This window comes from Klebsiella sp. D-Nf1, assembly GCF_002810515.1.
In the GTDB taxonomy this organism is placed as follows: Bacteria; Pseudomonadota; Gammaproteobacteria; order Enterobacterales; family Enterobacteriaceae; genus Klebsiella; species Klebsiella variicola.
In genome coordinates this window covers 76,458-100,518 of the sequence record NZ_PIOK01000005.1, presented here as the reverse complement: position 1 = coordinate 100,518, position 24,061 = coordinate 76,458, and the positions used below count along the sequence as shown (strand labels likewise).

The following is a 24,061-nucleotide window of genomic DNA, read 5'->3' as shown; positions in this document are numbered from 1 at the left end:
GATGGAAAACGCGATGTTAACTTTTGACAACGTCAGCGCCCACTACGGCAAGATTCAGGCGCTGCACAACGTCAGCCTGCAAATCAAGCAGGGCGAGATCGTGACGCTTATCGGCGCCAACGGCGCGGGGAAAACCACGCTGCTTGGTACGCTGTGCGGCGACCCGCGTGCGTCAAGCGGGCGCATTGTCTTTGACGGTAAGGATATTACCGACTGGCAGACGGCGAAAATCATGCGTGAAGCGGTGGCGATCGTCCCGGAAGGGCGGCGCGTCTTTTCACGCATGACGGTGGAAGAGAACCTGGCTATGGGCGGTTTCTTTGCCGACCGCGATCAGTTCCAGACCCGTATCAAATGGGTGTATGAACTGTTCCCGCGTCTGCTCGAACGCCGCATCCAGCGCGCCGGGACCATGTCCGGCGGCGAGCAGCAGATGCTGGCGATCGGTCGCGCCCTGATGAGCCAACCGCGCCTGCTGCTGCTGGATGAACCGTCGCTGGGACTGGCGCCGATCATCATTCAGCAGATTTTCGACACCATCGAGCAGCTGCGCGAGCAGGGAATGACTATCTTCCTGGTTGAGCAGAACGCCAATCAGGCGCTGAAGCTGGCCGACCGCGGCTACGTGCTGGAGAACGGCCACGTGGTGCTGGAGGATACCGGCGACGCGCTGTTGGCCAACGAGGCGGTGCGCAGCGCCTATCTCGGCGGTTAGTTCATCGTAACCCGGCGGCGCTTCGCTTGGCCGGGCTACCCAAGCCGTTGTAGCCCGGGCGAGGCGCTTGCGCCGACCCCGGGAGCCAATCGCACGAATATTATCCGTGTCTCAGCTCCCACTTTACCTCCCCCGTCCTTTCATCGGCTTGTCATCTCTCTGACCCGTTACTATCTTTTTTTTGTAATAAAAAAGTTATTTTTCTGTAATTCGAACATGTCATGTTACCCCGCGAGCATAAAACGCGTGAAATCGCGCATCCGGCACAACAAGAGAGATAACCGATGATATCGTTACGACATACAGCTTTAGGACTGGCGCTGAGCCTGGCTTTTGCCGGTCAGGCCCTGGCGGTTACCACCATCCCATTCTGGCACTCAATGGAAGGCGAGCTGGGTAAAGAAGTGGATTCTCTGGCGCAACGCTTTAACGCGGCCAATCCTGATTACAAAATCGTTCCGGTATACAAAGGCAACTATGAACAGAGCCTGAGTGCCGGTATCGCCGCTTTCCGTACCGGCAACGCCCCGGCGATCCTGCAGGTGTATGAAGTCGGCACCGCGACCATGATGGCGTCAAAAGCCATTAAGCCGGTGTACCAGGTGTTTAGCGAGGCGGGCATCAAGTTTGATGAATCGCAGTTCGTGCCGACGGTGGCCGGGTATTACACCGATTCAAAAACCGGCCATCTGCTCTCCCAGCCGTTTAACAGTTCTACCCCGGTGCTGTACTACAACAAAGACGCCTTCAAAAAAGCCGGTTTAGATCCGGAGCAGCCGCCGAAGACCTGGCAGGATCTGGCGGCCTACACCGCGAAGCTGAAAGCCGCCGGGATGAAGTGCGGTTACGCCAGCGGCTGGCAGGGCTGGATCCAGATTGAGAACTTCAGCGCCTGGCACGGTCTGCCGGTGGCCACGAAGAATAACGGCTTCGACGGTACCGACGCGGTACTGGAGTTCAACAAGCCGGAGCAGGTGAAGCATATCGCTCTGCTCGAAGAGATGAACAAGAAGGGCGATTTCAGCTACTTCGGGCGCAAAGACGAGTCCACCGAGAAGTTCTATAACGGTGACTGCGGGATTACTACCGCGTCATCCGGCTCGCTGGCGGATATTCGTCAGTATGCCAAATTCAACTACGGCGTCGGCATGATGCCATACGATGCCGACGTGAAAGGCGCGCCGCAGAACGCCATCATCGGCGGGGCCAGCCTGTGGGTGATGCAGGGTAAAGACAAAGAGACTTACACCGGCGTGGCGAAGTTCCTCGACTTCCTGACCAAACCGGAAATCGCCGCCGAATGGCACCAGAAAACCGGCTATCTGCCGATCACCACTGCGGCCTACGATCTGACGCGCCAGCAGGGCTTCTATGATAAGAACCCGGGCGCCGATATCGCCACCCGCCAGATGCTGAACAAGCCGCCGTTGCCGTTCACCAAAGGCCTGCGTCTGGGCAACATGCCGCAAATCCGCACTATCGTCGATGAAGAGCTGGAGAGCGTGTGGACCGGCAAGAAAACCCCGCAACAGGCGCTGGATTCCGCTGTTCAGCGTGGGAATCAGCTGCTGCGTCGCTTCGAACAAGCGACCAAATCGTAATCTGTAACTTGCCCGGTGGCGCTGCGCTTACCGGGCCTACGATGTGCCCTATGTAGGCCGGGTAAGGCGTAGCCGCCACCCGGCATTGTTCAGGAACCCAATCTCAATGTCATCAACCCGTCCGGTATTCCGCTCGCGTTGGCTGCCCTATGTGCTGGTCGCGCCGCAGCTGATTATTACGCTGATTTTCTTTATCTGGCCCGCGGGCGAAGCGCTGTGGTACTCGCTGCAGAGCGTCGATCCGTTTGGCCTTTCCAGCCAGTTTGTCGGCCTGGATAACTTCGTCACGCTGTTCCACGACCCGTACTATCTGGACTCGTTCTGGACGACCATAAAATTCAGCACCCTGGTAACCGCCAGCGGCCTGCTCATTTCGCTATTTTTTGCCGCGCTGGTCGACTACGTGGTGCGCGGTAGCCGCTTCTATCAGACGTTGATGCTGCTGCCGTATGCTGTGGCCCCCGCCGTCGCGGCAGTGCTGTGGATCTTCCTCTTCAACCCCGGGCGCGGGCTGATCACCCATTTCCTCGGCGAGCTGGGCTACGACTGGAACCACGCGCAGAACAGCGGCCAGGCGATGTTCCTGGTGGTTTTCGCCTCGGTATGGAAGCAGATAAGCTACAACTTCCTGTTCTTCTTCGCCGCGCTGCAGTCGATCCCGCGTTCGCTGGTTGAGGCCGCCGCCATCGACGGCGCCGGGCCCATTCGTCGTTTCTTCAAGCTGGCGCTGCCGCTGATTGCGCCGGTGAGCTTCTTCCTGCTGGTGGTCAACCTGGTTTACGCCTTCTTCGACACCTTCCCGGTGATCGATGCCGCCACCGCCGGCGGCCCGGTGCAGGCCACCACCACCTTGATCTACAAAATCTATCGCGAAGGTTTTGCCGGACTCGATCTTTCCGCTTCCGCTGCACAGTCAGTGGTGCTGATGTTCCTCGTCATTATCCTGACGGTGGTGCAGTTCCGTTACGTTGAAAGTAAGGTGCGTTACCAATGATTGAGAACCGTCGCGGGCTGACGATTTTCAGCCACACCATGCTCATTCTGGGTATTGCCGTCATTTTATTCCCGCTGTACGTCGCCTTCGTGGCGGCGACGCTGGATAACCAATCGGTGTTCGAAACGCCGATGACCCTGATCCCCGGCGGCCATCTGCTGGAGAACATGAAGACCATCTGGGTGAACGGCGTCGGCGTCAACAGCGCGCCGTTCTGGTTGATGATGCTCAACAGTTTCATCATGGCGTTTGGCATTACGCTGGGCAAAATCGTGGTGTCGATGCTTTCGGCTTTCGCCATCGTCTGGTTTCGCTTTCCGCTGCGTAACCTGTTCTTCTGGATGATTTTTATCACCCTGATGCTGCCGGTCGAGGTGCGAATTTTCCCGACGGTGGAGGTCATCGCCAACCTCAAAATGCTCGACAGCTACGCCGGGTTAACGCTGCCGTTGATGGCTTCGGCCACCGCCACCTTCCTGTTCCGCCAGTTCTTTATGACCCTGCCGGACGAACTGATTGAAGCGGCGCGTATCGATGGTGCTTCGCCGATGCGCTTCTTTCGCGACATCGTGCTGCCGCTGTCGAAAACCAATCTTGCGGCGCTGTTCGTTATCACCTTTATCTACGGCTGGAACCAGTATCTGTGGCCGCTGCTGATTATTCAGGATGTGAATCTTGGCACCGCCGTCGCCGGTATCAAAGGCATGATCGCCACCGGCGAAGGCACCACCCAGTGGAATCAGGTGATGGCGGCGATGCTGCTCACTCTGATCCCGCCGGTTGTCATCGTTTTAGCCATGCAGCGCGCGTTTGTGCGTGGCCTGGTCGATAGTGAGAAATAAAATGGCTGGTTTAAAACTACAGGCAGTAAGCAAAAGCTGGGATGGCAAAACCCAGGTGATTCAACCGTTGACGCTGGACGTGGCGGACGGGGAATTTATCGTCATGGTCGGCCCGTCGGGCTGCGGGAAATCAACGCTGCTGCGGATGGTCGCCGGACTGGAGCGAGTGACCAGCGGCGATATCTGGATCGATCGCAAACGGGTGACTGAGATGGAACCGAAGGATCGCGGCATCGCGATGGTGTTCCAGAACTATGCGCTATATCCGCATATGAGCGTGGAAGAGAACATGGCGTGGGGTCTGAAGATCCGCGGCATGGGGAAGGGACTGATCGCCGAGCGCGTGCAGGAAGCGGCGCGTATTCTGGAGCTGGACGGCCTGCTTAAGCGCCGCCCGCGTGAGCTCTCCGGCGGCCAGCGCCAGCGCGTGGCGATGGGCCGCGCCATCGTGCGTGACCCGGCGGTATTCCTGTTCGACGAACCGCTGTCAAACCTCGATGCCAAACTGCGCGTGCAGATGCGTCTTGAGCTGCAGCAGTTGCATCGCCGCCTGAAAACGACCTCGCTGTATGTCACCCACGATCAGGTGGAGGCGATGACCCTCGCCCAGCGGGTGATGGTGATGAATAAAGGTATTGCCGAGCAGATCGGCACCCCGGTGGAAGTGTATGAAAAGCCTGCCAGCCGCTTTGTGGCGAGCTTTATCGGCAGCCCGGCCATGAACCTGCTGGAAGGGCGGGTCAGCGATGACGGCGGCCGCTTCGAGCTGGCCGGAGGCATGGCGTTGCCGATGAATCACGAGCATCGGCGCTACGCCGGGCGTAAAATGACGCTCGGTATCCGCCCGGAGCACTTTATTTTAAGTTCGCAGGCGCAAGGTGGCATTCCGCTGCTGATGGATACCCTGGAAATCTTAGGTGCCGATAACCTCGCCCACGGGCGCTGGGGCGAGCAGAAGCTGGTGGTCAGACTGCCGCATCAGCAGCGCCCGGCGGGCGGCAGCACGCTATGGCTGCATCTGCCCCTGGAACATCTGCACCTCTTTGATGGTGAAACAGGACAACGCGCATGAGTAACTGGCCTTATCCCCGCATCGTCGCCCATCGCGGCGGCGGTAAACTGGCGCCGGAGAACACCCTGGCGGCTATCGACGTCGGCGCCCGCTACGGGCACACGATGATTGAATTTGACGCCAAGCTGTCGAAGGACGGGCAGATCTTTCTGCTGCATGACGATAATCTCGAACGCACCAGCAATGGCTGGGGCGTGGCGGGCGAGCTGGCGTGGGACGATCTGCTGAAGGTCGATGCCGGCAGCTGGTACAGCCGTGAATTTAAGGGCGAGCCGCTGCCGTTGCTCTCTCAGGTGGCGGAGCGCTGCCGCCGTCACGGCATGATGGCGAATATCGAAATTAAGCCGACCACCGGGCTAGGGCCGCAGACCGGCAACGTGGTGGCCCTGGCCGCGCGCGATCTGTGGCAAGGCATGACCGCGCCGCTGCTCTCCTCTTTTGAAATTGATGCCCTGGAAGCGGCGCAGAAAGCCGCACCCGAGCTGCCGTGCGGGTTGCTGCTGGATGAGTGGCGCGATGACTGGCGCGAATTGACCACCCGGCTGGGCTGCGTGTCGATTCATCTCAACCACAAACTGCTGGATGCGGCGCGGGTGGCGAGCCTGAAACAGGCCGGCCTGCACATTCTGGTGTATACGGTCAATAAACCCCAGCGCGCCGCCGAGCTGCTGCGCTGGGGCGTAGACTGCATCTGCACCGATGCCATTGACGTCATTGGGCCGAATTTCCAGCCTTGAGACGGACTTGCTGCGGCTGACCTTTACGGGTTGGTCTGCCGCAGCATTCCACCGTTGTTGTTCGGTAGCACCTGCTGCGGCGGATTGAGATTGCCGCCCTGGGCCGCGCGCTGCTGATTAGTCTGCAACTGGTTTTGCAAATGCTGCTGCTGTGAGCGGGTCTGATTGTTCAGATCCTGCTTCAGCATGCTCTGCTGCTGCTGTTGCTGCACCTTCATCTCATTTTGCATGCGCTGCTGGCTGGGGACCACGTAACCCGGCTGGTTAGGGTTGTTATTAACATTGATCGGCTGGGCTAATACGCCAAGCGGCATCAGCGCCGCCAGAAACAGAATCGCTTTCATGGTTTTCTCCTCCCGTGCGTGGGATCACTTAAGTGTACCTCGAATCCGCCATAACAATGATTTTTTAGGCGTTATCAACCAGGCTTAAGCGGGGAATGAAACCTACCTTTCAGGAGTAAGACAATGATAAAAACAACAATATGGCGCCAGGTGGTCATCGCTGCATTGCTGGTGGGCGGTAGTTTCACCGTCGCCGCCAATCCGCCACCGCCGCCACCGGTCTCTTATGGCGTAGAGGAAGATGTGTTCCACCCGGTACGCGCCCGGCAGGGGATGGTGGCGTCGGTGGACGCGCTGGCGACCCGCGTCGGCGTGGATATTCTGCGCCAGGGCGGCAACGCTGTCGATGCGGCAGTTGCGGTTGGCTACGCGCTGGCGGTCACCCATCCGCAGGCCGGGAATATCGGCGGCGGCGGTTTTATGCTGCTGCGGACTAAAGACGGCAAGACCACGGCGATCGATTTCCGCGAAATGGCGCCGGAACAGGCCACCCGCGACATGTTCCTTGACGACCAGGGCAACCCGGACAGTAAAAAATCGCTGACTTCGCATCTGGCCTCCGGCACGCCAGGCAGCGTCGCGGGCTTCTCCCTCGCCCTGGAAAAGTACGGCACCATGCCGCTGAACAAAGTGATCCGCCCGGCGATTAAGCTGGCGGAAGAGGGCTTTATTGTTAACGATGCGCTGGCGGACGATCTGAAGACCTACGGCAGCGAAGTGATCCCCCAGCATGAAAACAGTAAAGCGATCTTCTGGAAGAACGGCGAGCCGCTGAAAAAGGGCGACCGGTTGGTGCAAAAGAATCTCGGTAAGAGCCTGGAGCTGATTGCTGAGCACGGCCCGGACGCCTTCTATAAAGGGGCTATCGCCGACCAGATCGCTGACGAGATGAAAAAGCACGGCGGGCTTATCACCAAAGCCGATCTCGCCAGCTATAAGGCCGTCGAGCGTACGCCGATTAGCGGCGACTATCGCGGGTATGAAGTTTACTCCATGCCGCCGCCGTCTTCCGGCGGGATCCACATCGTGCAGATCCTCAATATCCTCGAAAATTTTGATATGCAGAAATATGGCTTTGGCAGCGCCGACGCCATGCAGGTAATGGCGGAGGCGGAGAAACACGCCTATGCCGACCGTTCTGAATATCTCGGCGACCCTGACTTCGTCAAAGTGCCGTGGCAGGCGCTGACCAGCAAAGCTTACGCCAAAGCAATTGCCGCCGAGATTGATGTCAACAAGGCCAAACCTTCCAGTCAGATCCGCCCGGGCAAGCTGGCGCCCTATGAAAGTAACCAGACCACCCACTTCTCGGTGGTCGATAAAGAGGGTAATGCGGTGGCGGTGACCTATACGCTGAATACCACCTTTGGCACCGGCATCGTGGCGGGGGACTCCGGCATTCTGCTGAATAACCAGATGGATGACTTCTCGGCGAAGCCCGGTGTGCCTAACGTCTATGGTCTGGTGGGCGGCGACGCCAATGCGGTGGAGCCGAAAAAACGCCCGCTGTCGTCGATGTCGCCGACCATTGTGGTGAAAGACGGTAAAACCTGGCTGGTGACCGGCAGCCCGGGCGGCAGCCGGATCATCACGACCGTGCTGCAGATGGTGGTCAATACCATCGATTTCGGAATGAACGTCGCGGAAGCCACCAACGCGCCGCGCTTCCACCATCAATGGCTGCCGGATGAGCTGCGGGTGGAGAAAGGCTTTAGCCCGGATACCTTGAAGCTACTGGAGGCGAAGGGGCAGAAAGTGGCGCTGAAAGAGGCGATGGGCAGTACCCAGAGCATCATGGTAGGGCCGGACGGCATGCTGTATGGCGCCTCCGATCCGCGTTCGCCGGATGATTTAACGGCGGGGTATTGATGTGTTGCCCGGTGGCGCTGCGCTTACCGGGCCTACAACTGCACGAACGTAGATACTGTTATCGGTTTGCAACTTTTGGTCCGGGAAAAATATGTGCTTTGTGTTAATTCAGAGCACATTGCGCTCCCGATATTTCTTCTGCGTTATGACTCTCATGGCGCAGGGAGCGCACAGAGGGCGGCCAGTCGCCGCCGCCCTCTGTACTCCCGGGCTCTGGCCGCCAAAATCGCCACTTCGTGGTACCTTCGACTTATCCCGGCAGGCTTCGGGTCGGGCCGAGGCAGCGTCCGTGCAAAACACGGCCCTCAGCCCGCATCCATGCGGGCTGCCCCGGCCTTCTGGGAACGTCTCAGCGATTTTGAGGCCCATCAACACCGGCAGTTTCAGCCAGCATGGTGAATAAATTAAAGGCAGGCCGCACGAACGGTAGGCCGGGTAAGGCGAAGCCGCCACCCGGCAACACACTACTTCATTCTCGCCATATAATACGCATCCACATACTCACCGTTGCGCAGCGCGTAACGCCTGCCGGTGCCTTCGATCTCAAAGCCGTACTTCTTATACACCGCAATTGCCGGGGCGTTATCGGCGAACACCGTCAGCTCAATACGCTCGACGCGCAGCCAGTTGTCGCACATATCAATCATGGTACGCATCAGCGCGCTGGCGACGCCGCGGTTGTGCCAGCGCGAATCCACGCTGACACCAAAATCGGCGACGTGGCTACGGCGGGGACGTTGGACGACGGCAATGCTCAAATGGCCGACGACTTGCTCATCGATACAGGCCACCAGCTGCTTCACGCCTGGCGTATCGGTTAGCCGCTCCCGCCACATATGTTCGGATGGATGAGGGACCTGTAGCGTGTTGTGATACACCTCCGGCTGGGCGTGAATTTGACGAATCGCGTCAATATCTTTCGGTTCAGCATGGCGTATCACGATGTCACTCATTCCTTGTTCCTCATTCAGGTGAAAAGTCCCTTTAAACATCACTGACTACGGCGTTCGAGTCAACACGCATTATTTGCAAAAAAAAGTAGACAACTGCGAATGAGAATGATTATTATTGCTCTGCATTCAGGAAGACCCCTGCGGAAAGCCTGAAAGCACGACATTGCTCACATTGCTTCCAGTATTACTTTAGCCAGCCGGGTGCTGGCTTTTTTTTTGCGACAACCTCAGGCGCTCTGCGGCCTGGCGGGCTCCGCGTCGGCTTTGGATGGCGTGTCTGCTACCAAACCGACAATATGACTTTTGTTCTCCGCTGCAGCCAGCATTTCAGCGCGACCGGTAAAAACCCCGCCTTTCTTGATCGCCAGCGCGCGATAGGCGAGGGTACCATCCAGATGGCCATGCTCCTCGATGGTGATGCTGCCGCCATGACACTGGCCCTGCACCTTGCCGTCGATTATCAGCTCCCGGCAGCTGACGTTGCCCTCCACCTTTCCTTCACGCATCACCTTAATCAGATGTTCTTTGGCCTCAATGTTACCGGTCAACTGGCCGTGAATATAGACATGGCCGCTGGCGACAATATTGCCGACAAAATGCACCCCGTTGGCGATAACCGTGGTCTCTTGTTTTTTGCTGGTGGCCGCTTCGGGTTCTGGGGTCATTGCGGCAGGAGTGGCCACTTCGGCCATCTGAGGTTCAGTTTTATTTTTCTTAATAAACATCGCGTTAATCTTGTTCCGTTGGCTATGGAGGAGGAAGGCGACAAGCGCGCAGGCGGCCGTCAGGCGCACCAGCGCGATCGCATCGACAGACCAGGCGATCAGCGCGAGAAGCCAGAAAAAAAGGGCGCCGTTTATGGCGAGATATTGTTTGTCCATCAGCAGCGGCTGGCTACTCCGTTAGTCATCAGCAACGTCCTGGTTTGCCCTCCACTTATCCGTAGTTTCGCCGTTGCGATCAAGTTTTTTAGCCGCAAAATGATGAATTAATCACTGGTTAATCAATTGGTTATTAATATTTTCGTATAGGTAGTACTCGAACTATTTTGCTGGCGAATCTTCGCGGAAAGCGGACAGAGAGGATGAAGTCTTGCCCCGGCTTGCGCTATGGTTGAAGGTAGCTCATCAACTAAGGACAGCGTTATGACTCTGCACTGCGCATTTATTGGCTTCGGCAAAAGTACCACCCGCTACCATCTTCCTTACGTTTTGCACCGCAAAGACCGTTGGCATGTGGCGCATATCTACCGCCGCCGGGCGAAGCCTGAGGAGCAGGCGCCGCAGTATTCCCATATCCATTTCACCAGCGATCTTGATGACGTGTTAAACGACCCACAGGTCAATCTGGTGGTGGTTTGCACTCACGCCGACAGCCATTTTGAATATGCGAAAAAGGCGCTGGAGGCGGGGAAAAACGTGCTGGTGGAAAAGCCGTTCACCCCGACGCTGGAGGAGGCCAAAACCCTGTTTGCCCTGGCAAACAGCAAGGGCCTCACGGTGACGCCCTACCAGAATCGTCGCTTCGACTCCTGCTTCCTGACCACCAAAAAGGTGATTGAGAGCGGGAAGCTCGGCGAACTGGTGGAGATCGAAAGCCATTTCGATAACTACCGCCCGGTAGCGGAGACCAACCCCGGCGGCCCGCAAAACGGCGAGTTCTATGGTCTCGGCGTGCATACCCTGGATCAGATCATTTCGCTGTTCGGCCGCCCGGACCATGTCTCTTACGATCTGCGTTCGCTGCGCAATAAAGCCAACCCGGATGACACCTTTGAGGCCCAGCTGTTCTTCGGCGATCTGAAGGCCATCGTTAAGACCAGCCATCTGGTGCAGATCGACTACCCGAAATTTATCGTTCACGGCCATAAAGGTTCGTTTGTGAAATACGGCATTGACCAGCAGGAGACCAGCCTGAAGGCCAATATCATGCCGGGCGAGCCGGGTTTTGGTGCGGACGACAGCGTCGGCGAGCTGGTGTACGTCAACGAGGCGGGGGAGACGGTGCGTGAAGCAGTGCCGCTGGAGACCGGCGACTACGGTCGGGTGTACGACGCGCTGTATGACACCCTCGTCAACGGCCAGCCGAATTACGTCAAGGAATCTGACGTTCTCACCAATATGGAGATCCTGCAGCGCGGCTTTGAGCAGCCTTCTCCGGCCACCATCACCCTGGCAAAATAAGCAAAACGGGCTCCTCGGCACTTGTTCATATTTTTTGAACAGAGGAGTCAATTTTCACCCTCTATGATCGCCGGCGGAATGGGTCCACACTGACTCCATCGAAAACATACGGGGGTGCAACATGATCTACTTACGCAAAGCGAACGAACGTGGCCACGCTAACCATGGTTGGCTGGATTCCTGGCATACTTTCTCTTTCGCCAACTATTATGACCCGAATTTTATGGGCTTCTCTGCCCTGCGGGTGATTAACGACGACGTCATCGACGCTGGTCAGGGCTTCGGTACCCATCCGCACAAAGACATGGAAATCCTGACTTATGTGCTGGAAGGGGCGGTGGAGCACCAGGACAGCATGGGCAACAAAGAGCAGGTGCCGGCGGGTGAGTTCCAGATCATGAGTGCGGGTACCGGGGTGCGCCACTCTGAGTACAACCCGAGTAAAACCGATCGTCTGCGTCTGTATCAGATCTGGATTATTCCGGAAGAAACCGGCATTACCCCGCGCTACGAGCAACGCCGCTTCGACGCCACGCAGGGTAAACAGCTGGTGTTGTCGCCAGATGCGCGAGATGGCTCGCTGAAAGTGTACCAGGATATGGAGCTGTATCGCTGGGCGCTGCTGAAAGATGAGCAGTCGGTTCATCAGATTGCCGCGGAACGCCGCGTGTGGATCCAGGTCGTCAAAGGTGAAGTGACCATCAACGGTACCAAAGCCACCACCAGCGACGGTTTGGCCATCTGGGACGAGCAGGCGATTTCGGTTCACGCCGACAGCGATAGCGAGATCCTGCTGTTCGATCTGCCGCCGGTTTGATAGTTATCTGGGCCAGGTTAAATAAATTGCGCAACCTTCTCCAACATCGGCGAAGGTTGCGCTTTGTCCGTGATAAACTGAGAAAATGTTTCCCCGTTGATCACAGTCAGGACGATGAAAAAGAAAAGACCCGTACTTCAGGATGTAGCCGATCTTGTCGGCGTGACCAAAATGACGGTCAGTCGCTATTTACGCAACCCGGAGCAGGTCTCCGAAGCGCTGCGTGGCAAGATTGCCGTTGCCCTCGATGAACTGGGTTATATTCCCAATCGCGCCCCTGACATTCTCTCCAACGCGACCAGTCGCGCCATCGGCGTGCTGCTGCCGTCGTTAACCAACCAGGTCTTCTCGGAAGTGCTGCGCGGTATCGAAAGCGTCACCGACGCCTTCGGCTATCAAACCATGCTGGCGCACTACGGCTATAAGCCGGAAATGGAAGAGAAACGCCTCGAATCGATGCTCTCCTGGAACATTGACGGTCTGATCCTTACCGAACGCACCCATACGCCTCGCACCCTGAAGATGATTGAAGTCGCCGGCATTCCGGTGGTGGAGCTGATGGACAGCCGGTCGCCGTGCCTCGATATCGCCGTCGGGTTTGATAACTTTGAAGCCGCCCGGCAGATGACCGCGGCGATTATCGCCCGCGGCCATCGCCACGTCGCCTATCTGGGGGCGCGTCTCGATGAACGTACTATCATCAAACAGAAGGGGTACGAGCAGGCGATGCTCGACGCCGGGATGACGCCCTATAGCGTGATGGTGGAGCAATCTTCGTCCTACTCGTCGGGGATCGAGCTGATGCGTCAGGCGCGCCGCGAATATCCGCAGCTTGACGGTATCTTCTGTACCAACGATGACCTTGCGGTCGGTGCGGCGTTTGAATGCCAGCGCCTGGGGCTGAAGATCCCCGATGATATGGCGATTGCCGGGTTCCACGGCCACGATATCGGCCAGGTGATGGAGCCGCGGCTGGCCAGCGTCCTGACCCCGCGCGAGCGGATGGGGCGCATCGGCGCCGAACGGCTGCTGGCGCGTATTCGTGGTGAAGCGATTACCCCTAAGATGTTAGATTTAGGTTTCACATTGTCACCGGGCGGATCAATTTAAACTGACAAATTTGAAGTAGATCACACATATTCACATCTGGCACGAATGGATATTGCTTCTCCACAGGTCCGGCATGACAATGTTACCGATAACAGTTACCCGTAACAATCAACCGATACGCCGCCTTCGCGCTGGATGAGTCAGCTATGGCGCGGCGTACCTGTCCGGTGGGAGGATGCTTTGAGCACGACTAATCATGATCACCACGTCTATGTTCTGATGGGCGTTTCCGGCAGCGGGAAATCCGCTGTCGCCAGCGAAGTGGCGCATCAACTGCATGCCGCGTTTCTTGACGGCGACTTTCTGCATCCGCGCAGCAACATCACCAAGATGGCCTCCGGTGAGCCGCTGAACGATGATGACCGCACGCCGTGGCTGCAGGCGCTGAATGACGCCGCGTTTGCCATGCAGCGTACCAACAAGGTGTCGCTGATTGTTTGCTCGGCGCTGAAGAAGAGCTATCGCGACATTCTGCGCAAGGGTAACCCGAACCTCTCCTTCATCTATCTGAAAGGCGACTTCGACGTGATCGAAAACCGTCTGAAGGCACGCAAAGGACACTTCTTCAAAACCCAAATGTTGGTGACGCAGTTTGAAACGCTGCAGGAACCAGGCGCCGACGAGAGCGATGTGCTTATCGTCGATATCGACCAGCCGCTGGAAGGCGTGGTGGCCAGCACCATCGAGGTGATCAACAAAGGCAGTCACTAGTGAGTACTTTAACGCTTGTTTTAACAGCAGTCGGCTCGGTATTGCTGCTGCTGTTTTTAGTCATGAAAGCGCGGATGCACGCCTTCGTGGCTTTGATGGTGGTTTCTATTGGTGCAGGTCTCTTCTCCGGCATGCCGCTGGATAAAATCGCGGCGACGATGGAGAAAGGGATGGGCGGTACGCTGGGCTTCCTGGCGATCGTCGTCGCGCTCGGCGCGATGTTCGGTAAGATCCTGCATGAAACGGGGGCGGTCGATCAGATTGCCGTCAAGATGCTCAAATCCTTCGGCCACAGCCGCGCGCACTATGCGATTGGCCTTGCTGGTCTTATCTGTGCGCTGCCGTTGTTCTTCGAAGTGGCGATCGTGCTGCTGATTAGCGTCGCCTTCTCGATGGCGCGCCATACCGGCACTAACCTTGTGAAGCTGGTGATCCCGTTGTTTGCAGGCGTTGCCGCCGCCGCGGCATTCCTGCTGCCGGGGCCGGCGCCGATGCTGCTGGCGTCGCAGATGCACGCCGACTTTGGCTGGATGATCCTGATTGGCCTGTGTGCGGCGATCCCGGGGATGATTATCGCCGGTCCGTTATGGGGGAACTTCATTAGCCGCTACGTTGAGCTGCACATTCCTGACGATATCAGCGAACCGCATCTCGGCGAAGGCAAAATGCCGTCCTTCGGCTTTAGCCTGTCGTTGATCCTGCTGCCGCTGGTGCTGGTGGGCCTCAAAACCATCGCCGCGCGCTTTGTGCCGGTGGGATCTACCGCCTACGAATGGTTCGAGTTTATCGGCCATCCGTTCACCGCGATCCTGGTTGCCTGCCTGGTTGCGATCTACGGCCTGGCGATGCGCCAGGGGATGGCGAAAGACCGCGTGATGGAGATCTGTGGCCACGCGTTGCAGCCGGCGGGGATTATCCTGCTGGTGATCGGCGCCGGCGGCGTCTTCAAGCAGGTGCTGGTTGACTCCGGCGTCGGCCCGGCGCTCGGCGAAGCGCTGACAGGCCTGGGTCTGCCGATTGCGATTACCTGCTTCGTGTTGGCGGCTGCCGTCCGTATCATTCAGGGGTCCGCGACCGTTGCTTGTCTGACGGCGGTCGGCCTGGTGATGCCGGTCATTGAGCAACTGAACTACAGCGGCGCGCAGATGGCAGCGTTGTCTATCTGTATCGCCGGCGGCTCGATTGTGGTGAGCCACGTGAACGATGCCGGCTTCTGGCTGTTCGGTAAATTTACCGGTGCGACGGAAGCCCAGACGCTGAAAACCTGGACCATGATGGAAACCATCCTGGGTACTACCGGGGCGATTGTCGGTATGATCGCCTTCCAGCTGCTGAGCTAAGCCCGCTCACCTCCCGCTCGCGGGGATAAAAAGCCAGGGTAACGCTGCTTACCCTGGCTTCTTTGTCATAAGCCGCCCTTTTTCCCTCTTTTCCCCTTCCGCTACCCACGACGATGAGCACTACGACAAGACTCGTATCCCTCACCAGGCCCTGCTGTGTCTGGGTTTGTCGCTTTTTTTTGGCAAGCGGCAAATCACCCGATTTCGCGCTTAATCCATAATCAGGATCAATAAAATAGCGACGGAAAATATTCCATTCCCCGGGGGATTTCCCCGATAATCGTTGCGTTTTTGACGACGACCAGCGACGGTGGACAATGTGCAGGATAAGTTGCATTTCTGATTGTTCAGCAATCATTGATTAATTTCACTTGCGACTTTAGCTGCATTTTGTAAGGTGAGGGATAATCCAGTTGGAAACTGGCCAGGCACAAACAGCACACACCTCGCAGGAATACGTTATGAAAAATGTTGGTTTTATCGGCTGGCGCGGAATGGTCGGCTCTGTTCTCATGCAACGCATGGTTGAAGAGCGCGATTTCGACGCCATTCGCCCGGTGTTCTTCTCTACCTCCCAGCTGGGACAGCCAGCGCCGTCATTCGGCGGTAGCACCGGTGGCACGCTTCAGGATGCGTTCGATCTGGACGCGCTGAAGGCTCTGGACATTATTGTCACGTGCCAGGGCGGCGATTACACCAACGATATTTATCCGAAGCTGCGCGAAAGCGGCTGGCAGGGTTACTGGATTGACGCCGCGTCGTCGCTGCGCATGAAGGACGATGCGATCATTATCCTCGACCCGGTTAACCAGGACGTGATTACCGCCGGCCTGAACAACGGCGTCAAAACCTTTGTCGGCGGCAACTGTACCGTCAGCCTGATGCTGATGTCCCTCGGCGGCCTGTTTGCCCAGGATCTGGTGGAGTGGGTCAGCGTGGCGACGTACCAGGCGGCTTCCGGCGGCGGTGCGCGTCATATGCGCGAGCTGCTGAGCCAGATGGGTCAGCTGCACAACCATGTTGCGGCAGAGCTGGCGAACCCGGCTTCCGCCATTCTGGATATCGAGCGCAAAGTGACGTCGCTGACCCGCAGCGGCGAACTGCCGGTCGATAACTTCGGCGTGCCGCTGGCGGGCAGCCTGATCCCGTGGATCGACAAACAGCTGGATAACGGCCAGAGCCGCGAAGAGTGGAAAGGCCAGGCGGAGACCAACAAGATCCTCGCCACCTCGTCCGTTATCCCGGTAGACGGCCTGTGCGTACGCGTTGGCGCACTGCGCTGCCACAGCCAGGCGTTCACCATCAAGCTGAAAAAAGATGTGTCTATCCCGACCGTTGAGGAACTGCTGGCCGCGCACAACCCGTGGGCCAAAGTGGTCCCGAACGATCGCGAGATTACCATGCGCGAGCTGACCCCAGCCGCGGTGACTGGCACCCTGACCACCCCGGTAGGGCGCCTGCGTAAACTGAATATGGGGCCGGAGTATCTGTCGGCCTTTACCGTTGGCGACCAGCTGTTGTGGGGCGCCGCGGAGCCGCTGCGCCGGATGCTTCGGCAGCTGGCGTAAGCGCAGGATGAACATAAAGGGGGTCTTCAAGCCCCCTTTTTTTTGCGTAATACAAGGAGTAAACGCGGATGTTAGATTTTTCCCCACGGAGGTAACCCAGCCTTGGCTATGCTTTAAGTAAGGAATTCCTTACCTGAAGGTGGGACGGAGCAGGAGGATGCTGAGAGCACTGCGCCGTTCAGGTCAAAAAAGTCGCCAGTTACAGGAATGAGCGACACTTACAACAGGATGAAAGCATGTCTAATCATATCGATAGAGACGTGATTAATGCGCTAATCGCCGGTCATTTCGCGGACCCTTTTTCCGTGCTCGGCATGCACCGTACTGACGCCGGGCTGGAAGTGCGCGCATTATTACCCGATGCCACCGAAGTGTGGGTTATTGAACCGAAAACCGGACGCAAAGTCGGCAAGCTCGAATGCCTCGACTCGCGTGGTTTCTTCAGCGGCGTTCTGCCACGTCGCAAAAACGCCTTTCGCTATCAGCTGGCCGTCACCTGGCACGGGCAGCAGAACCTGATTGATGACCCTTATCGCTTTGGTCCGCTATTGCAGGATCTTGACGTCTGGCTGCTGTCGGAAGGGACCCACCTGCGCCCTTACGAAACGCTGGGCGCACACGCTGCCACCATGGACGGCGTCACCGGTACCCGTTTCTCGGTGTGGGCGCCGAACGCCCGCCGCGTCTCGGTGGTGGGGCAGTTTAACTACTGGGATGGCCGACGCCACCCGATGCGATTCCGCAAAGAGTCGGGGATCTGGGAGCTGTTCGTCCCCGGTGCGCATAACGGCCAACTGTACAAATTCGAACTGATTGATGCCCACGGCCATCTGCGGGTCAAAGCCGACCCTTACGCCTTTGAATCGCAAATGCGTCCTGACACCGCTTCGCTTATCTGCGACCTGCCGCCAAAAGTAGAACAGCCCGCGGATCGCAAGGTGGCGAACCAGTTCGATGCGCCGATCTCTATCTATGAAGTGCATCTCGGCTCCTGGCGCCGTCATACTGACAATAATTTCTGGCTGAGCTACCGCGAGCTGGCCGACCAGCTGGTGCCCTATGCGAAATGGATGGGCTTCACCCATCTCGAACTGTTGCCGGTTAACGAGCACCCGTTCGACGGCAGCTGGGGCTATCAACCCACCGGGCTTTATGCACCGACCCGCCGTTTCGGCACCCGCGACGATTTCCGTTATTTTATTAACGCCGCGCATGCCGCCGGGCTGAACGTCATTCTTGACTGGGTGCCGGGACACTTCCCGGAGGATGATTTTGCGCTGGCCTCGTTTGATGGCACTTCGCTGTATGAGCACAGCGATCCGCGCGAGGGGTATCACCAGGACTGGAATACCCTGATCTACAACTACGGTCGCCGCGAAGTCAGCAACTTCCTCGTCGGTAACGCGTTGTACTGGATCGAGCGCTTCGGGATTGATGCCCTGCGGGTCGACGCGGTGGCCTCGATGATCTATCGCGATTACAGCCGCAAGGCAGGTGAGTGGATCCCCAACGAATACGGCGGCCGGGAAAATCTGGAAGCCATTGAGTTTCTGCGCAGCACCAACCGCATCCTCGGCGAACAGACGCCGGGCGCGGTGACGATGGCGGAAGAGTCCACCGATTTTGCCGGCGTCACCCGTCCGCCAGCCGGCGGTGGGCTGGGCTTCTGGTTCAAATGGAACCTCGGCTGGATGCACGACACCCTGGATTACATGAAGCTCGATCCGGTGCATCGCCGCTACCATCACGACAAAATGACCTTCGGCATGCTCTACAACTACACCGAGAACTTCGTGCTGCCGCTCTCCCATGATGAGGTCGTACACGGTAAAAAATCGATTCTCGACCGCATGCCGGGAGATGCCTGGCAGAAGTTCGCCAACCTGCGCGCCTACTACGGCTGGTTGTTCGCCTTCCCGGGTAAAAAACTGCTGTTTATGGGCAATGAGTTCGCTCAGGGCCGCGAGTGGAACCACGATGGCAGCCTCGACTGGCATCTGCTGGAAGGCGGCGACAACTGGCACCACGGCGTTCAGCGGCTGGTGCGCGACCTGAACCACACATATCGTCACCATAAAGCGCTGCACGAGCTGGATTTTGACCCCTACGGTTTCGAATGGCTGGTGGTCGACGACCATGAGCGTTCGGTGTTTGTCTTTGTGCGCCGTGACCGGGCGGGTAATGAGATTATCGTCGCCAGCAACTTTACACCGGTGCCGCGCCACGACTACCGCTTCGGCATTAACCAGCCGGGACGCTGGCGCGAGGCGTTGAATACTGACTCAATGCACTATCACGGCAGCAACCAGGGTAACGGCGGTGTGGTGGAGAGCGACGCGATCGCCAGCCATGGCCGCGAGCATTCGCTGTCGCTGACCCTGCCTCCGCTGGCGACGATCTGGCTGGTTCGGGAGGCGCAATGACCACCATCGCGGCAGGCAAACCTGCGCCGTTGGGCGCCAGCTATGACGGTAAGGGAGTGAACTTCGCGCTCTTCTCCGCCCATGCGGAGCGGGTGGAGCTGTGCGTGTTCGACGAGCAAGGCAATGAGCAACGCCTCGATCTTCCGGCGCGCAGCGGCGACATCTGGCACGGCTGGCTGGCCGCTGCCGGGCCGGGCCTGCGCTACGGCTACCGGGTGCATGGCCCCTGGGATCCGGCGCAGGGGCACCGCTTTAACCCGGCAAAGCTGCTGCTCGATCCCTGCGCGCATCGGGTCGAGGGCGATCTGCCGGATGACGAACGCCTGCATGGTGGAATGTGGGAGCCGGATCATCGCGACAGCGCCGCAATCGCGCCAAAATCGCAAGTGGTGGATCTGCATTACGACTGGCTTGGCGATAAGCCGCCGCGTACCCCGTGGGGGGAAACGGTGATTTATGAAGCGCACGTGAAAGGACTCACCCTGCTGCACCCGCAGCTGCCGGAAGCCATTCGCGGGACCTATAAAGCGCTGGGCCACCCGGTGATGATCGCTTACTTCAAATCGCTAGGCATCAGCGCCCTCGAGTTGATGCCGGTGGCGCAGTTTGCCAGTGAGCCGCGTCTGCAGCGAATGGGGTTAAGTAACTACTGGGGCTACAACCCGCTGGCATGGTTTGCGCTGGATCCGCGCTATGCCAGCGACCCCGCGCGTGCCCTCGATGAGTTTCGTGATGCGGTTAAGGCGCTTCATGCCGCCGGCATCGAGGTGATTCTGGATGTTGTGCTCAACCATAGCGCGGAAATCGATCTTGAAGGACCCACCGTCTCCCTGCGCGGAATCGACAACCGTAGCTATTATTGGGTAAGGGAGGATGGCGATTATCACAACTGGACCGGCTGCGGTAATACGCTCAATCTCAGCCACCCCGGGGTGGTGGAATGGGCGCGCCAGTGTTTGCGCTTCTGGGTGGACGAGTGCCATGTCGACGGCTTTCGCTTCGACCTTGCCTCGGTGATGGGGCGGACGCCGGAATTCCGCCAGGATGCGCCGCTGTTCGAGGCTATCCGCCGCGACAGCGTGCTGTCGCAGGTGAAACTGATTGCAGAACCCTGGGATATCGGCCCGGGGGGGTATCAGGTGGGCAATTTTCCGCCGCTGTTTACCGAGTGGAACGACCATTTTCGTGATATTGCCCGTCGTTTCTGGCTGCAGCAAAACGTCTCCCTCGGTGACTTTGCGCAACGCTTCGCTGCTTCCAGCGATATTTTTGCTCGCGATGGCAAGCTGCCATCGGCGACGGTCAACCTGGTGACGGCCCATGATGGCTTCACGCTCCGCGACTGCGTCTGTTTCAATCAGAAACACAATGAGGCAAACGGGGAGGAGAATCGCGATGGGACTAACAATAACTACAGCAACAATCATGGTATAGAGGGATTAGACGCCAATCTTGCGGTGATTGAACGGCGGCGCGCCAGCGTGCATGCGCTGCTGACGACGCTGCTGTTGGCTCAGGGGACGCCGATGCTGCTGGCGGGCGATGAGCAGGGCCACAGCCAGCACGGCAACAATAATGCCTACTGCCAGGATAACGCGTTGACCTGGCTGGACTGGCGCCAGGCGAACCTGGGATTAACCGCGTTTACCGCGGCGCTGATCCACCTGCGCCGCCGCATTCCGGCGCTGACCGGCAACCGCTGGTGGCAGGAGGGGGATGGCAACGTCCGCTGGCTTAATCAAAACGCCCAGCCGCTGACTGCCGGGGAGTGGCAGCAGGGCGCAGCGTGTATGCAGATCCAGTTGTCTGATCGCTGGCTGCTTACGCTGAACGCCACCGCAGAGGTGGTCGATATGGTTTTACCTGAGGGGGAATGGCGCGCCGTTCCTCCCTTCGCCGGAGAGGATAATCCGGTCATCATGGCTGTCTGGCATGGGCCCGCGCACGGAGTGTGCGTATTTCAAAGGTCGTAATCCCTGAAGCTTCCGGTTGAACTCGTGGCGGCGGCGCGGCGGGATGAGAAGGAAAGCTGGGGTGTAAAAAGGAGTTAATCATGGTTAGGCTTGAAAAAAACGATCCGCTGATGCTGGCGCGTCAATTACCCATCAAATCCGTGGCGTTGATCCTCGCGGGCGGGCGTGGCACCCGGCTCAAGGATCTCACCATTAAGCGTGCGAAACCTGCCGTTCACTTCGGCGGCAAGTTCCGTATTATCGATTTCGCATTATCTAACTGCATTAACTCAGGGATCCGCCGTATCGGCGTCATTACCCAGTATCAGTCGCACACGCTGGTGCAGCACATCCAGCGCGGCTGGTCGTTCTTCAGCGAAGAGATGAATGAGTTTGTCGATCTGCTGCCAGCCCAGCAGCGCGTGCACGGCGAAAACTGGTATCGCGGCACGGCGGACGCCGTGACGCAGAACCTGGATATCATCCGCCGCTACAAAGCGGAGTACGTGGTGATCCTCGCGGGCGATCATATTTATAAGCAGGATTACTCGCGCATGCTGATCGACCATGTCGAAAAAGGGGCGCGTTGCACCGTGGCCTGCATGCCTGTGCCCATTGAAGAGGCATCCGCCTTCGGCGTTATGGCGGTCGATGAAAACGAAAAAATCATTGAGTTCGTCGAGAAACCCGCTAACCCGCCGGCGATGCCAACCGATCCGACCAAATCACTGGCCAGTATGGGCATTTATATCTTTGACGCCGCCTATCTTTATGAGCTGCTGGAAGAAGACGATCGCAACGAAAACTCCAGCCACGATTTCGGCAAAGATATCATTCCGAAGATCACCGAAGCTGGCATGGCTTATGCACATCCTTTCCCGCTCTCCTGCGTGCAGTCTGACCCGAACGCTGAGCCGTACTGGCGCGATGTGGGGACGCTGGAGGCTTACTGGAAGGCCAACCTCGATCTGGCGTCAGTCACGCCGGAGCTGGATATGTACGACCAGAACTGGCCGATCCGCACCCATATGGAATCGCTGCCGCCGGCGAAGTTCGTGCAGGACCGCTCCGGTAGCCACGGCATGACCCTGAACTCGCTGGTTTCCGGCGGCTGTATTATCTCCGGGTCGGTGGTGGTGCAGTCGGTGCTGTTCCCGCGCGTGCGGGTGAACTCCTTCTGTAACATTGATTCGGCAGTCTTGTTGCCAGATGTCTGGGTAGGGCGCTCATGCCGCCTGCGTCGCTGCGTGATTGACCGCGCCTGCGTCATCCCGGAAGGTATGGTGATTGGTGAGAACGCGGAAGAGGATGCACGCCGCTTCTATCGCTCAGAGGAAGGTATCGTGCTGGTGACCCGCGACATGCTGCGGAAATTGGGGCACAAACAGGAGCGCTAATGCAGGTCTTACATGTATGTTCTGAGATGTTCCCGCTGTTAAAGACGGGCGGTCTGGCGGACGTCATCGGCGCACTGCCGGCGGCGCAAATTGCGGAGGGTATCGATACCCGCGTGCTGTTGCCGGCGTTTCCCGATATCCGCCGCGGCGTGGTGGATGCCCAGGTGGTGACCCGCCGCGATACCTTCGCCGGGCGGATCACGCTGCTGTACGGCCACTTTAACGGCGTGGGGATCTACCTGATAGATGCCCCACATCTCTATGACCGGCCGGGGAGCCCATACCACGATACCAACCAGCACGCTTATACCGACAACGTCCTGCGCTTTGCGCTGCTGGGCTGGGTGGGAAGCGAAATGGCCAGCGGACTGGATCCATTCTGGCGCCCGGATGTCGTGCATGCCCATGACTGGCACGCTGGCCTGACGCCAGCCTATCTGGCAGCGCGTGGGCATCCGGCTAAATCGGTCTTTACCGTGCACAATCTGGCGTACCAGGGGATGTTTTACTCCTGGCATATGAATGATATCGAGCTGCCCTGGTCGTTTTACAACATGCATGGCCTCGAATTTAACGGTCAGATCTCGTTTCTGAAGGCCGGAATTTACTACGCCGACCATATTACGGCAGTGAGCCCGACCTACGCGCGCGAGATCACCGAACCGCAATACGCCTACGGCATGGAAGGGCTGCTGCGTCAGCGCCATCATGAGGGGCGGCTGTCGGGGATCCTCAACGGCGTTGACGACGGTATCTGGAGTCCGCAAAACGATCTGCTGCTGCCGATGCGCTACGATCGCGACACGCTGGAGGAGAAGGCGGAGAACAAGCGTCAGCTGCAGATCGCCATGGGCCTGAAGGTCGATGATAAAGCGCCGCTGTTTGCCGTGGTTAGCCGCCTGACCAGTCAGAAAGGGCTGGATCTGGTGCTCGAAGCGCTGCCGGGTTTGCTTGAGCAGGGCGGCCAGCTGGCCCTGTTGGGCGCCGGCGACCCGGTGCTGCAGGAAGGTTTCCTCGCCGCTGCCGCCGAACATCCGGGCAAGGTGGGGGTGCAGATTGGCTACCATGAGGCCTTCTCCCACCGCATTATGGGCGGCGCCGACGTCATTCTGGTGCCGAGCCGCTTTGAACCGTGCGGCTTAACTCAGCTGTATGGTCTGAAGTACGGCACGTTGCCGCTGGTGCGCCGCACCGGGGGGCTGGCGGATACGGTGTCTGACAGTTCGCTGGAGAACCTTGCCGATGGTCTGGCGACAGGGTTTGTCTTTGAGGACAGCAATGCGCTGTCATTGCTGCGCGCTATTCGTCGCGCCTTTGTTCTCTGGTCGCGCCCGTCGCTCTGGCGCTATGTGCAGCGTCAGGCGATGAATATGGATTTTAGCTGGCATGTTGCCGCGAACTCCTATCGCGAACTTTATCAACGCTTGATGTAA

Annotated in this window: 20 protein-coding genes and 1 pseudogene; 17 read left to right on the top strand and 4 right to left on the bottom strand. The window is 58.3% G+C overall.

Annotation, left to right across the window (positions count from 1 at the left end; all coding sequences use genetic code 11):
- The first annotated feature begins 1 nt into the window (after position 1).
- The 6 genes from livF to ugpQ all read left to right on the top strand — a co-directional run bounded on the left by livF (position 2) and on the right by ugpQ (position 5,961).
- Positions 2 to 715, top strand: coding sequence for a high-affinity branched-chain amino acid ABC transporter ATP-binding protein LivF (gene livF, locus CWM54_RS19440; RefSeq protein WP_100631027.1), 714 nt, complete (start codon positions 2 to 4; stop codon positions 713 to 715).
- Positions 716 to 999: 284 nt separating this feature from the next.
- A complete protein-coding gene (gene ugpB / locus CWM54_RS19435; RefSeq protein WP_061153075.1) occupies positions 1,000 to 2,316 on the top strand; it encodes a sn-glycerol-3-phosphate ABC transporter substrate-binding protein UgpB in 1,317 nt (438 codons plus the stop codon).
- Positions 2,317 to 2,422: 106 nt separating this feature from the next.
- Positions 2,423 to 3,310, top strand: coding sequence for a sn-glycerol-3-phosphate ABC transporter permease UgpA (ugpA, locus tag CWM54_RS19430; RefSeq protein ID WP_061153076.1), 888 nt, complete (start codon positions 2,423 to 2,425; stop codon positions 3,308 to 3,310).
- Positions 3,307 to 4,152, top strand: a complete 846-nt coding sequence (ugpE, locus tag CWM54_RS19425; RefSeq protein WP_064323935.1) for a sn-glycerol-3-phosphate ABC transporter permease UgpE — start codon at positions 3,307 to 3,309, stop codon at positions 4,150 to 4,152. The genes ugpA and ugpE overlap by 4 nt, the downstream gene beginning before the upstream one ends.
- Before the next feature lies 1 nt (position 4,153).
- Positions 4,154 to 5,224, top strand: coding sequence for a sn-glycerol-3-phosphate import ATP-binding protein UgpC (locus CWM54_RS19420; protein WP_044649551.1), 1,071 nt, complete (start codon positions 4,154 to 4,156; stop codon positions 5,222 to 5,224).
- Positions 5,221 to 5,961 (top strand): glycerophosphodiester phosphodiesterase, encoded by a 741-nt coding sequence (gene ugpQ / locus CWM54_RS19415; RefSeq protein WP_100698174.1) that lies wholly within the window; start codon positions 5,221 to 5,223, stop codon positions 5,959 to 5,961. Before CWM54_RS19420 ends, ugpQ begins: the two co-directional genes overlap by 4 nt.
- A 23-nt stretch (positions 5,962 to 5,984) precedes the next feature.
- Here ugpQ and CWM54_RS19410 read toward each other — a convergent pair whose 3' ends face one another.
- Positions 5,985 to 6,305, bottom strand: coding sequence for a DUF2756 family protein (locus tag CWM54_RS19410; protein WP_061153080.1), 321 nt, complete (start codon positions 6,303 to 6,305; stop codon positions 5,985 to 5,987).
- Positions 6,306 to 6,428: 123 nt separating this feature from the next.
- Between CWM54_RS19410 and ggt the strand changes: the two genes are divergently transcribed.
- Positions 6,429 to 8,174: a gamma-glutamyltransferase gene (gene ggt, locus CWM54_RS19405; protein WP_100698172.1), complete on the top strand. Its 1,746-nt coding sequence runs from the start codon at positions 6,429 to 6,431 to the stop codon at positions 8,172 to 8,174.
- Positions 8,175 to 8,638: 464 nt separating this feature from the next.
- On the opposite strand, the gene yhhY is transcribed toward ggt, so the two are convergent.
- Entirely contained in the window at positions 8,639 to 9,127 is a 489-nt protein-coding gene (yhhY, locus tag CWM54_RS19395; protein WP_004181470.1) for an N-acetyltransferase, read from the bottom strand.
- 227 nt (positions 9,128 to 9,354) lie between these two features.
- Positions 9,355 to 10,008: a bactofilin family protein gene (locus CWM54_RS19390; protein WP_100698170.1), complete on the bottom strand. Its 654-nt coding sequence runs from the start codon at positions 10,006 to 10,008 to the stop codon at positions 9,355 to 9,357.
- A gap of 264 nt (positions 10,009 to 10,272) precedes the next feature.
- On the opposite strand from CWM54_RS19390, the gene CWM54_RS19385 reads away from it, so the two are divergent.
- The 5 genes from CWM54_RS19385 to gntU all read left to right on the top strand — a co-directional run bounded on the left by CWM54_RS19385 (position 10,273) and on the right by gntU (position 15,288).
- Positions 10,273 to 11,310: an oxidoreductase gene (locus CWM54_RS19385; RefSeq protein WP_100698168.1), complete on the top strand. Its 1,038-nt coding sequence runs from the start codon at positions 10,273 to 10,275 to the stop codon at positions 11,308 to 11,310.
- A 121-nt stretch (positions 11,311 to 11,431) separates the two neighbouring features.
- The gene (locus tag CWM54_RS19380) at positions 11,432 to 12,127 is read left to right on the top strand and encodes a pirin family protein (protein ID WP_061153085.1); all 696 of its coding nucleotides are present in this window, start codon (positions 11,432 to 11,434) and stop codon (positions 12,125 to 12,127) included.
- A 114-nt stretch (positions 12,128 to 12,241) separates the two neighbouring features.
- Positions 12,242 to 13,237 (top strand): gluconate operon transcriptional repressor GntR, encoded by a 996-nt coding sequence (gene gntR / locus CWM54_RS19375; protein ID WP_002920777.1) that lies wholly within the window; start codon positions 12,242 to 12,244, stop codon positions 13,235 to 13,237.
- Between the two features lie 180 nt (positions 13,238 to 13,417).
- Positions 13,418 to 13,948, top strand: coding sequence for a gluconokinase (gene gntK / locus CWM54_RS19370; protein ID WP_012540395.1), 531 nt, complete (start codon positions 13,418 to 13,420; stop codon positions 13,946 to 13,948).
- Positions 13,948 to 15,288, top strand: coding sequence for a gluconate transporter (gene gntU / locus CWM54_RS19365; protein WP_061153086.1), 1,341 nt, complete (start codon positions 13,948 to 13,950; stop codon positions 15,286 to 15,288). The genes gntK and gntU overlap by 1 nt, the downstream gene beginning before the upstream one ends.
- On the opposite strand, the pseudogene CWM54_RS19360 reads toward gntU, so the two are convergent.
- Positions 15,285 to 15,646: pseudogene (locus CWM54_RS19360) on the bottom strand (hypothetical protein). The gene gntU and the pseudogene CWM54_RS19360 sit on opposite strands and share 4 nt — an antisense overlap.
- A gap of 103 nt (positions 15,647 to 15,749) precedes the next feature.
- Between CWM54_RS19360 and asd the strand changes: the two are divergent.
- From asd to glgA, 5 genes are all read left to right on the top strand, one after another.
- Positions 15,750 to 16,856, top strand: a complete 1,107-nt coding sequence (asd, locus tag CWM54_RS19355; protein ID WP_061153088.1) for an aspartate-semialdehyde dehydrogenase — start codon at positions 15,750 to 15,752, stop codon at positions 16,854 to 16,856.
- A gap of 236 nt (positions 16,857 to 17,092) precedes the next feature.
- Positions 17,093 to 19,279, top strand: a complete 2,187-nt coding sequence (gene glgB / locus CWM54_RS19350; protein WP_100680898.1) for a 1,4-alpha-glucan branching enzyme — start codon at positions 17,093 to 17,095, stop codon at positions 19,277 to 19,279.
- Entirely contained in the window at positions 19,276 to 21,252 is a 1,977-nt protein-coding gene (glgX, locus tag CWM54_RS19345; protein ID WP_100698166.1) for a glycogen debranching protein GlgX, read from the top strand. Before glgB ends, glgX begins: the two co-directional genes overlap by 4 nt.
- An 80-nt stretch (positions 21,253 to 21,332) precedes the next feature.
- The gene (glgC, locus tag CWM54_RS19340; RefSeq protein WP_008806989.1) at positions 21,333 to 22,628 is read left to right on the top strand and encodes a glucose-1-phosphate adenylyltransferase; all 1,296 of its coding nucleotides are present in this window, start codon (positions 21,333 to 21,335) and stop codon (positions 22,626 to 22,628) included.
- Complete coding sequence (gene glgA, locus CWM54_RS19335) at positions 22,628 to 24,061, top strand: glycogen synthase GlgA (protein ID WP_100698164.1); 1,434 nt, start codon at positions 22,628 to 22,630, stop codon at positions 24,059 to 24,061. The genes glgC and glgA overlap by 1 nt, the downstream gene beginning before the upstream one ends.

Excerpts from the sequence above, each read along its gene's own strand:
- CWM54_RS19420 (WP_044649551.1), top strand. The coding sequence starts at position 4,154 with ATGGCTGGTTTAAAACTACAGGCAGTAAGCAAAAGCTGGGATGGCAAA.
- ggt (WP_100698172.1), top strand. The coding sequence starts at position 6,429 with ATGATAAAAACAACAATATGGCGCCAGGTGGTCATCGCTGCATTGCTG.
- gntR (WP_002920777.1), top strand. The coding sequence starts at position 12,242 with ATGAAAAAGAAAAGACCCGTACTTCAGGATGTAGCCGATCTTGTCGGC.
- CWM54_RS19380 (WP_061153085.1), top strand. The coding sequence starts at position 11,432 with ATGATCTACTTACGCAAAGCGAACGAACGTGGCCACGCTAACCATGGT.
- ugpQ (WP_100698174.1), top strand. The coding sequence starts at position 5,221 with ATGAGTAACTGGCCTTATCCCCGCATCGTCGCCCATCGCGGCGGCGGT.
- CWM54_RS19390 (WP_100698170.1), bottom strand. The coding sequence starts at position 10,008 with ATGGACAAACAATATCTCGCCATAAACGGCGCCCTTTTTTTCTGGCTT.
- ugpE (WP_064323935.1), top strand. The coding sequence starts at position 3,307 with ATGATTGAGAACCGTCGCGGGCTGACGATTTTCAGCCACACCATGCTC.
- CWM54_RS19410 (WP_061153080.1), bottom strand. The coding sequence starts at position 6,305 with ATGAAAGCGATTCTGTTTCTGGCGGCGCTGATGCCGCTTGGCGTATTA.
- glgX (WP_100698166.1), top strand. The coding sequence starts at position 19,276 with ATGACCACCATCGCGGCAGGCAAACCTGCGCCGTTGGGCGCCAGCTAT.
- livF (WP_100631027.1), top strand. The coding sequence starts at position 2 with ATGGAAAACGCGATGTTAACTTTTGACAACGTCAGCGCCCACTACGGC.
- yhhY (WP_004181470.1), bottom strand. The coding sequence starts at position 9,127 with ATGAGTGACATCGTGATACGCCATGCTGAACCGAAAGATATTGACGCG.
- glgA (WP_100698164.1), top strand. The coding sequence starts at position 22,628 with ATGCAGGTCTTACATGTATGTTCTGAGATGTTCCCGCTGTTAAAGACG.
- glgB (WP_100680898.1), top strand. The coding sequence starts at position 17,093 with ATGTCTAATCATATCGATAGAGACGTGATTAATGCGCTAATCGCCGGT.
- glgC (WP_008806989.1), top strand. The coding sequence starts at position 21,333 with ATGGTTAGGCTTGAAAAAAACGATCCGCTGATGCTGGCGCGTCAATTA.
- ugpB (WP_061153075.1), top strand. The coding sequence starts at position 1,000 with ATGATATCGTTACGACATACAGCTTTAGGACTGGCGCTGAGCCTGGCT.
- CWM54_RS19385 (WP_100698168.1), top strand. The coding sequence starts at position 10,273 with ATGACTCTGCACTGCGCATTTATTGGCTTCGGCAAAAGTACCACCCGC.
- asd (WP_061153088.1), top strand. The coding sequence starts at position 15,750 with ATGAAAAATGTTGGTTTTATCGGCTGGCGCGGAATGGTCGGCTCTGTT.
- ugpA (WP_061153076.1), top strand. The coding sequence starts at position 2,423 with ATGTCATCAACCCGTCCGGTATTCCGCTCGCGTTGGCTGCCCTATGTG.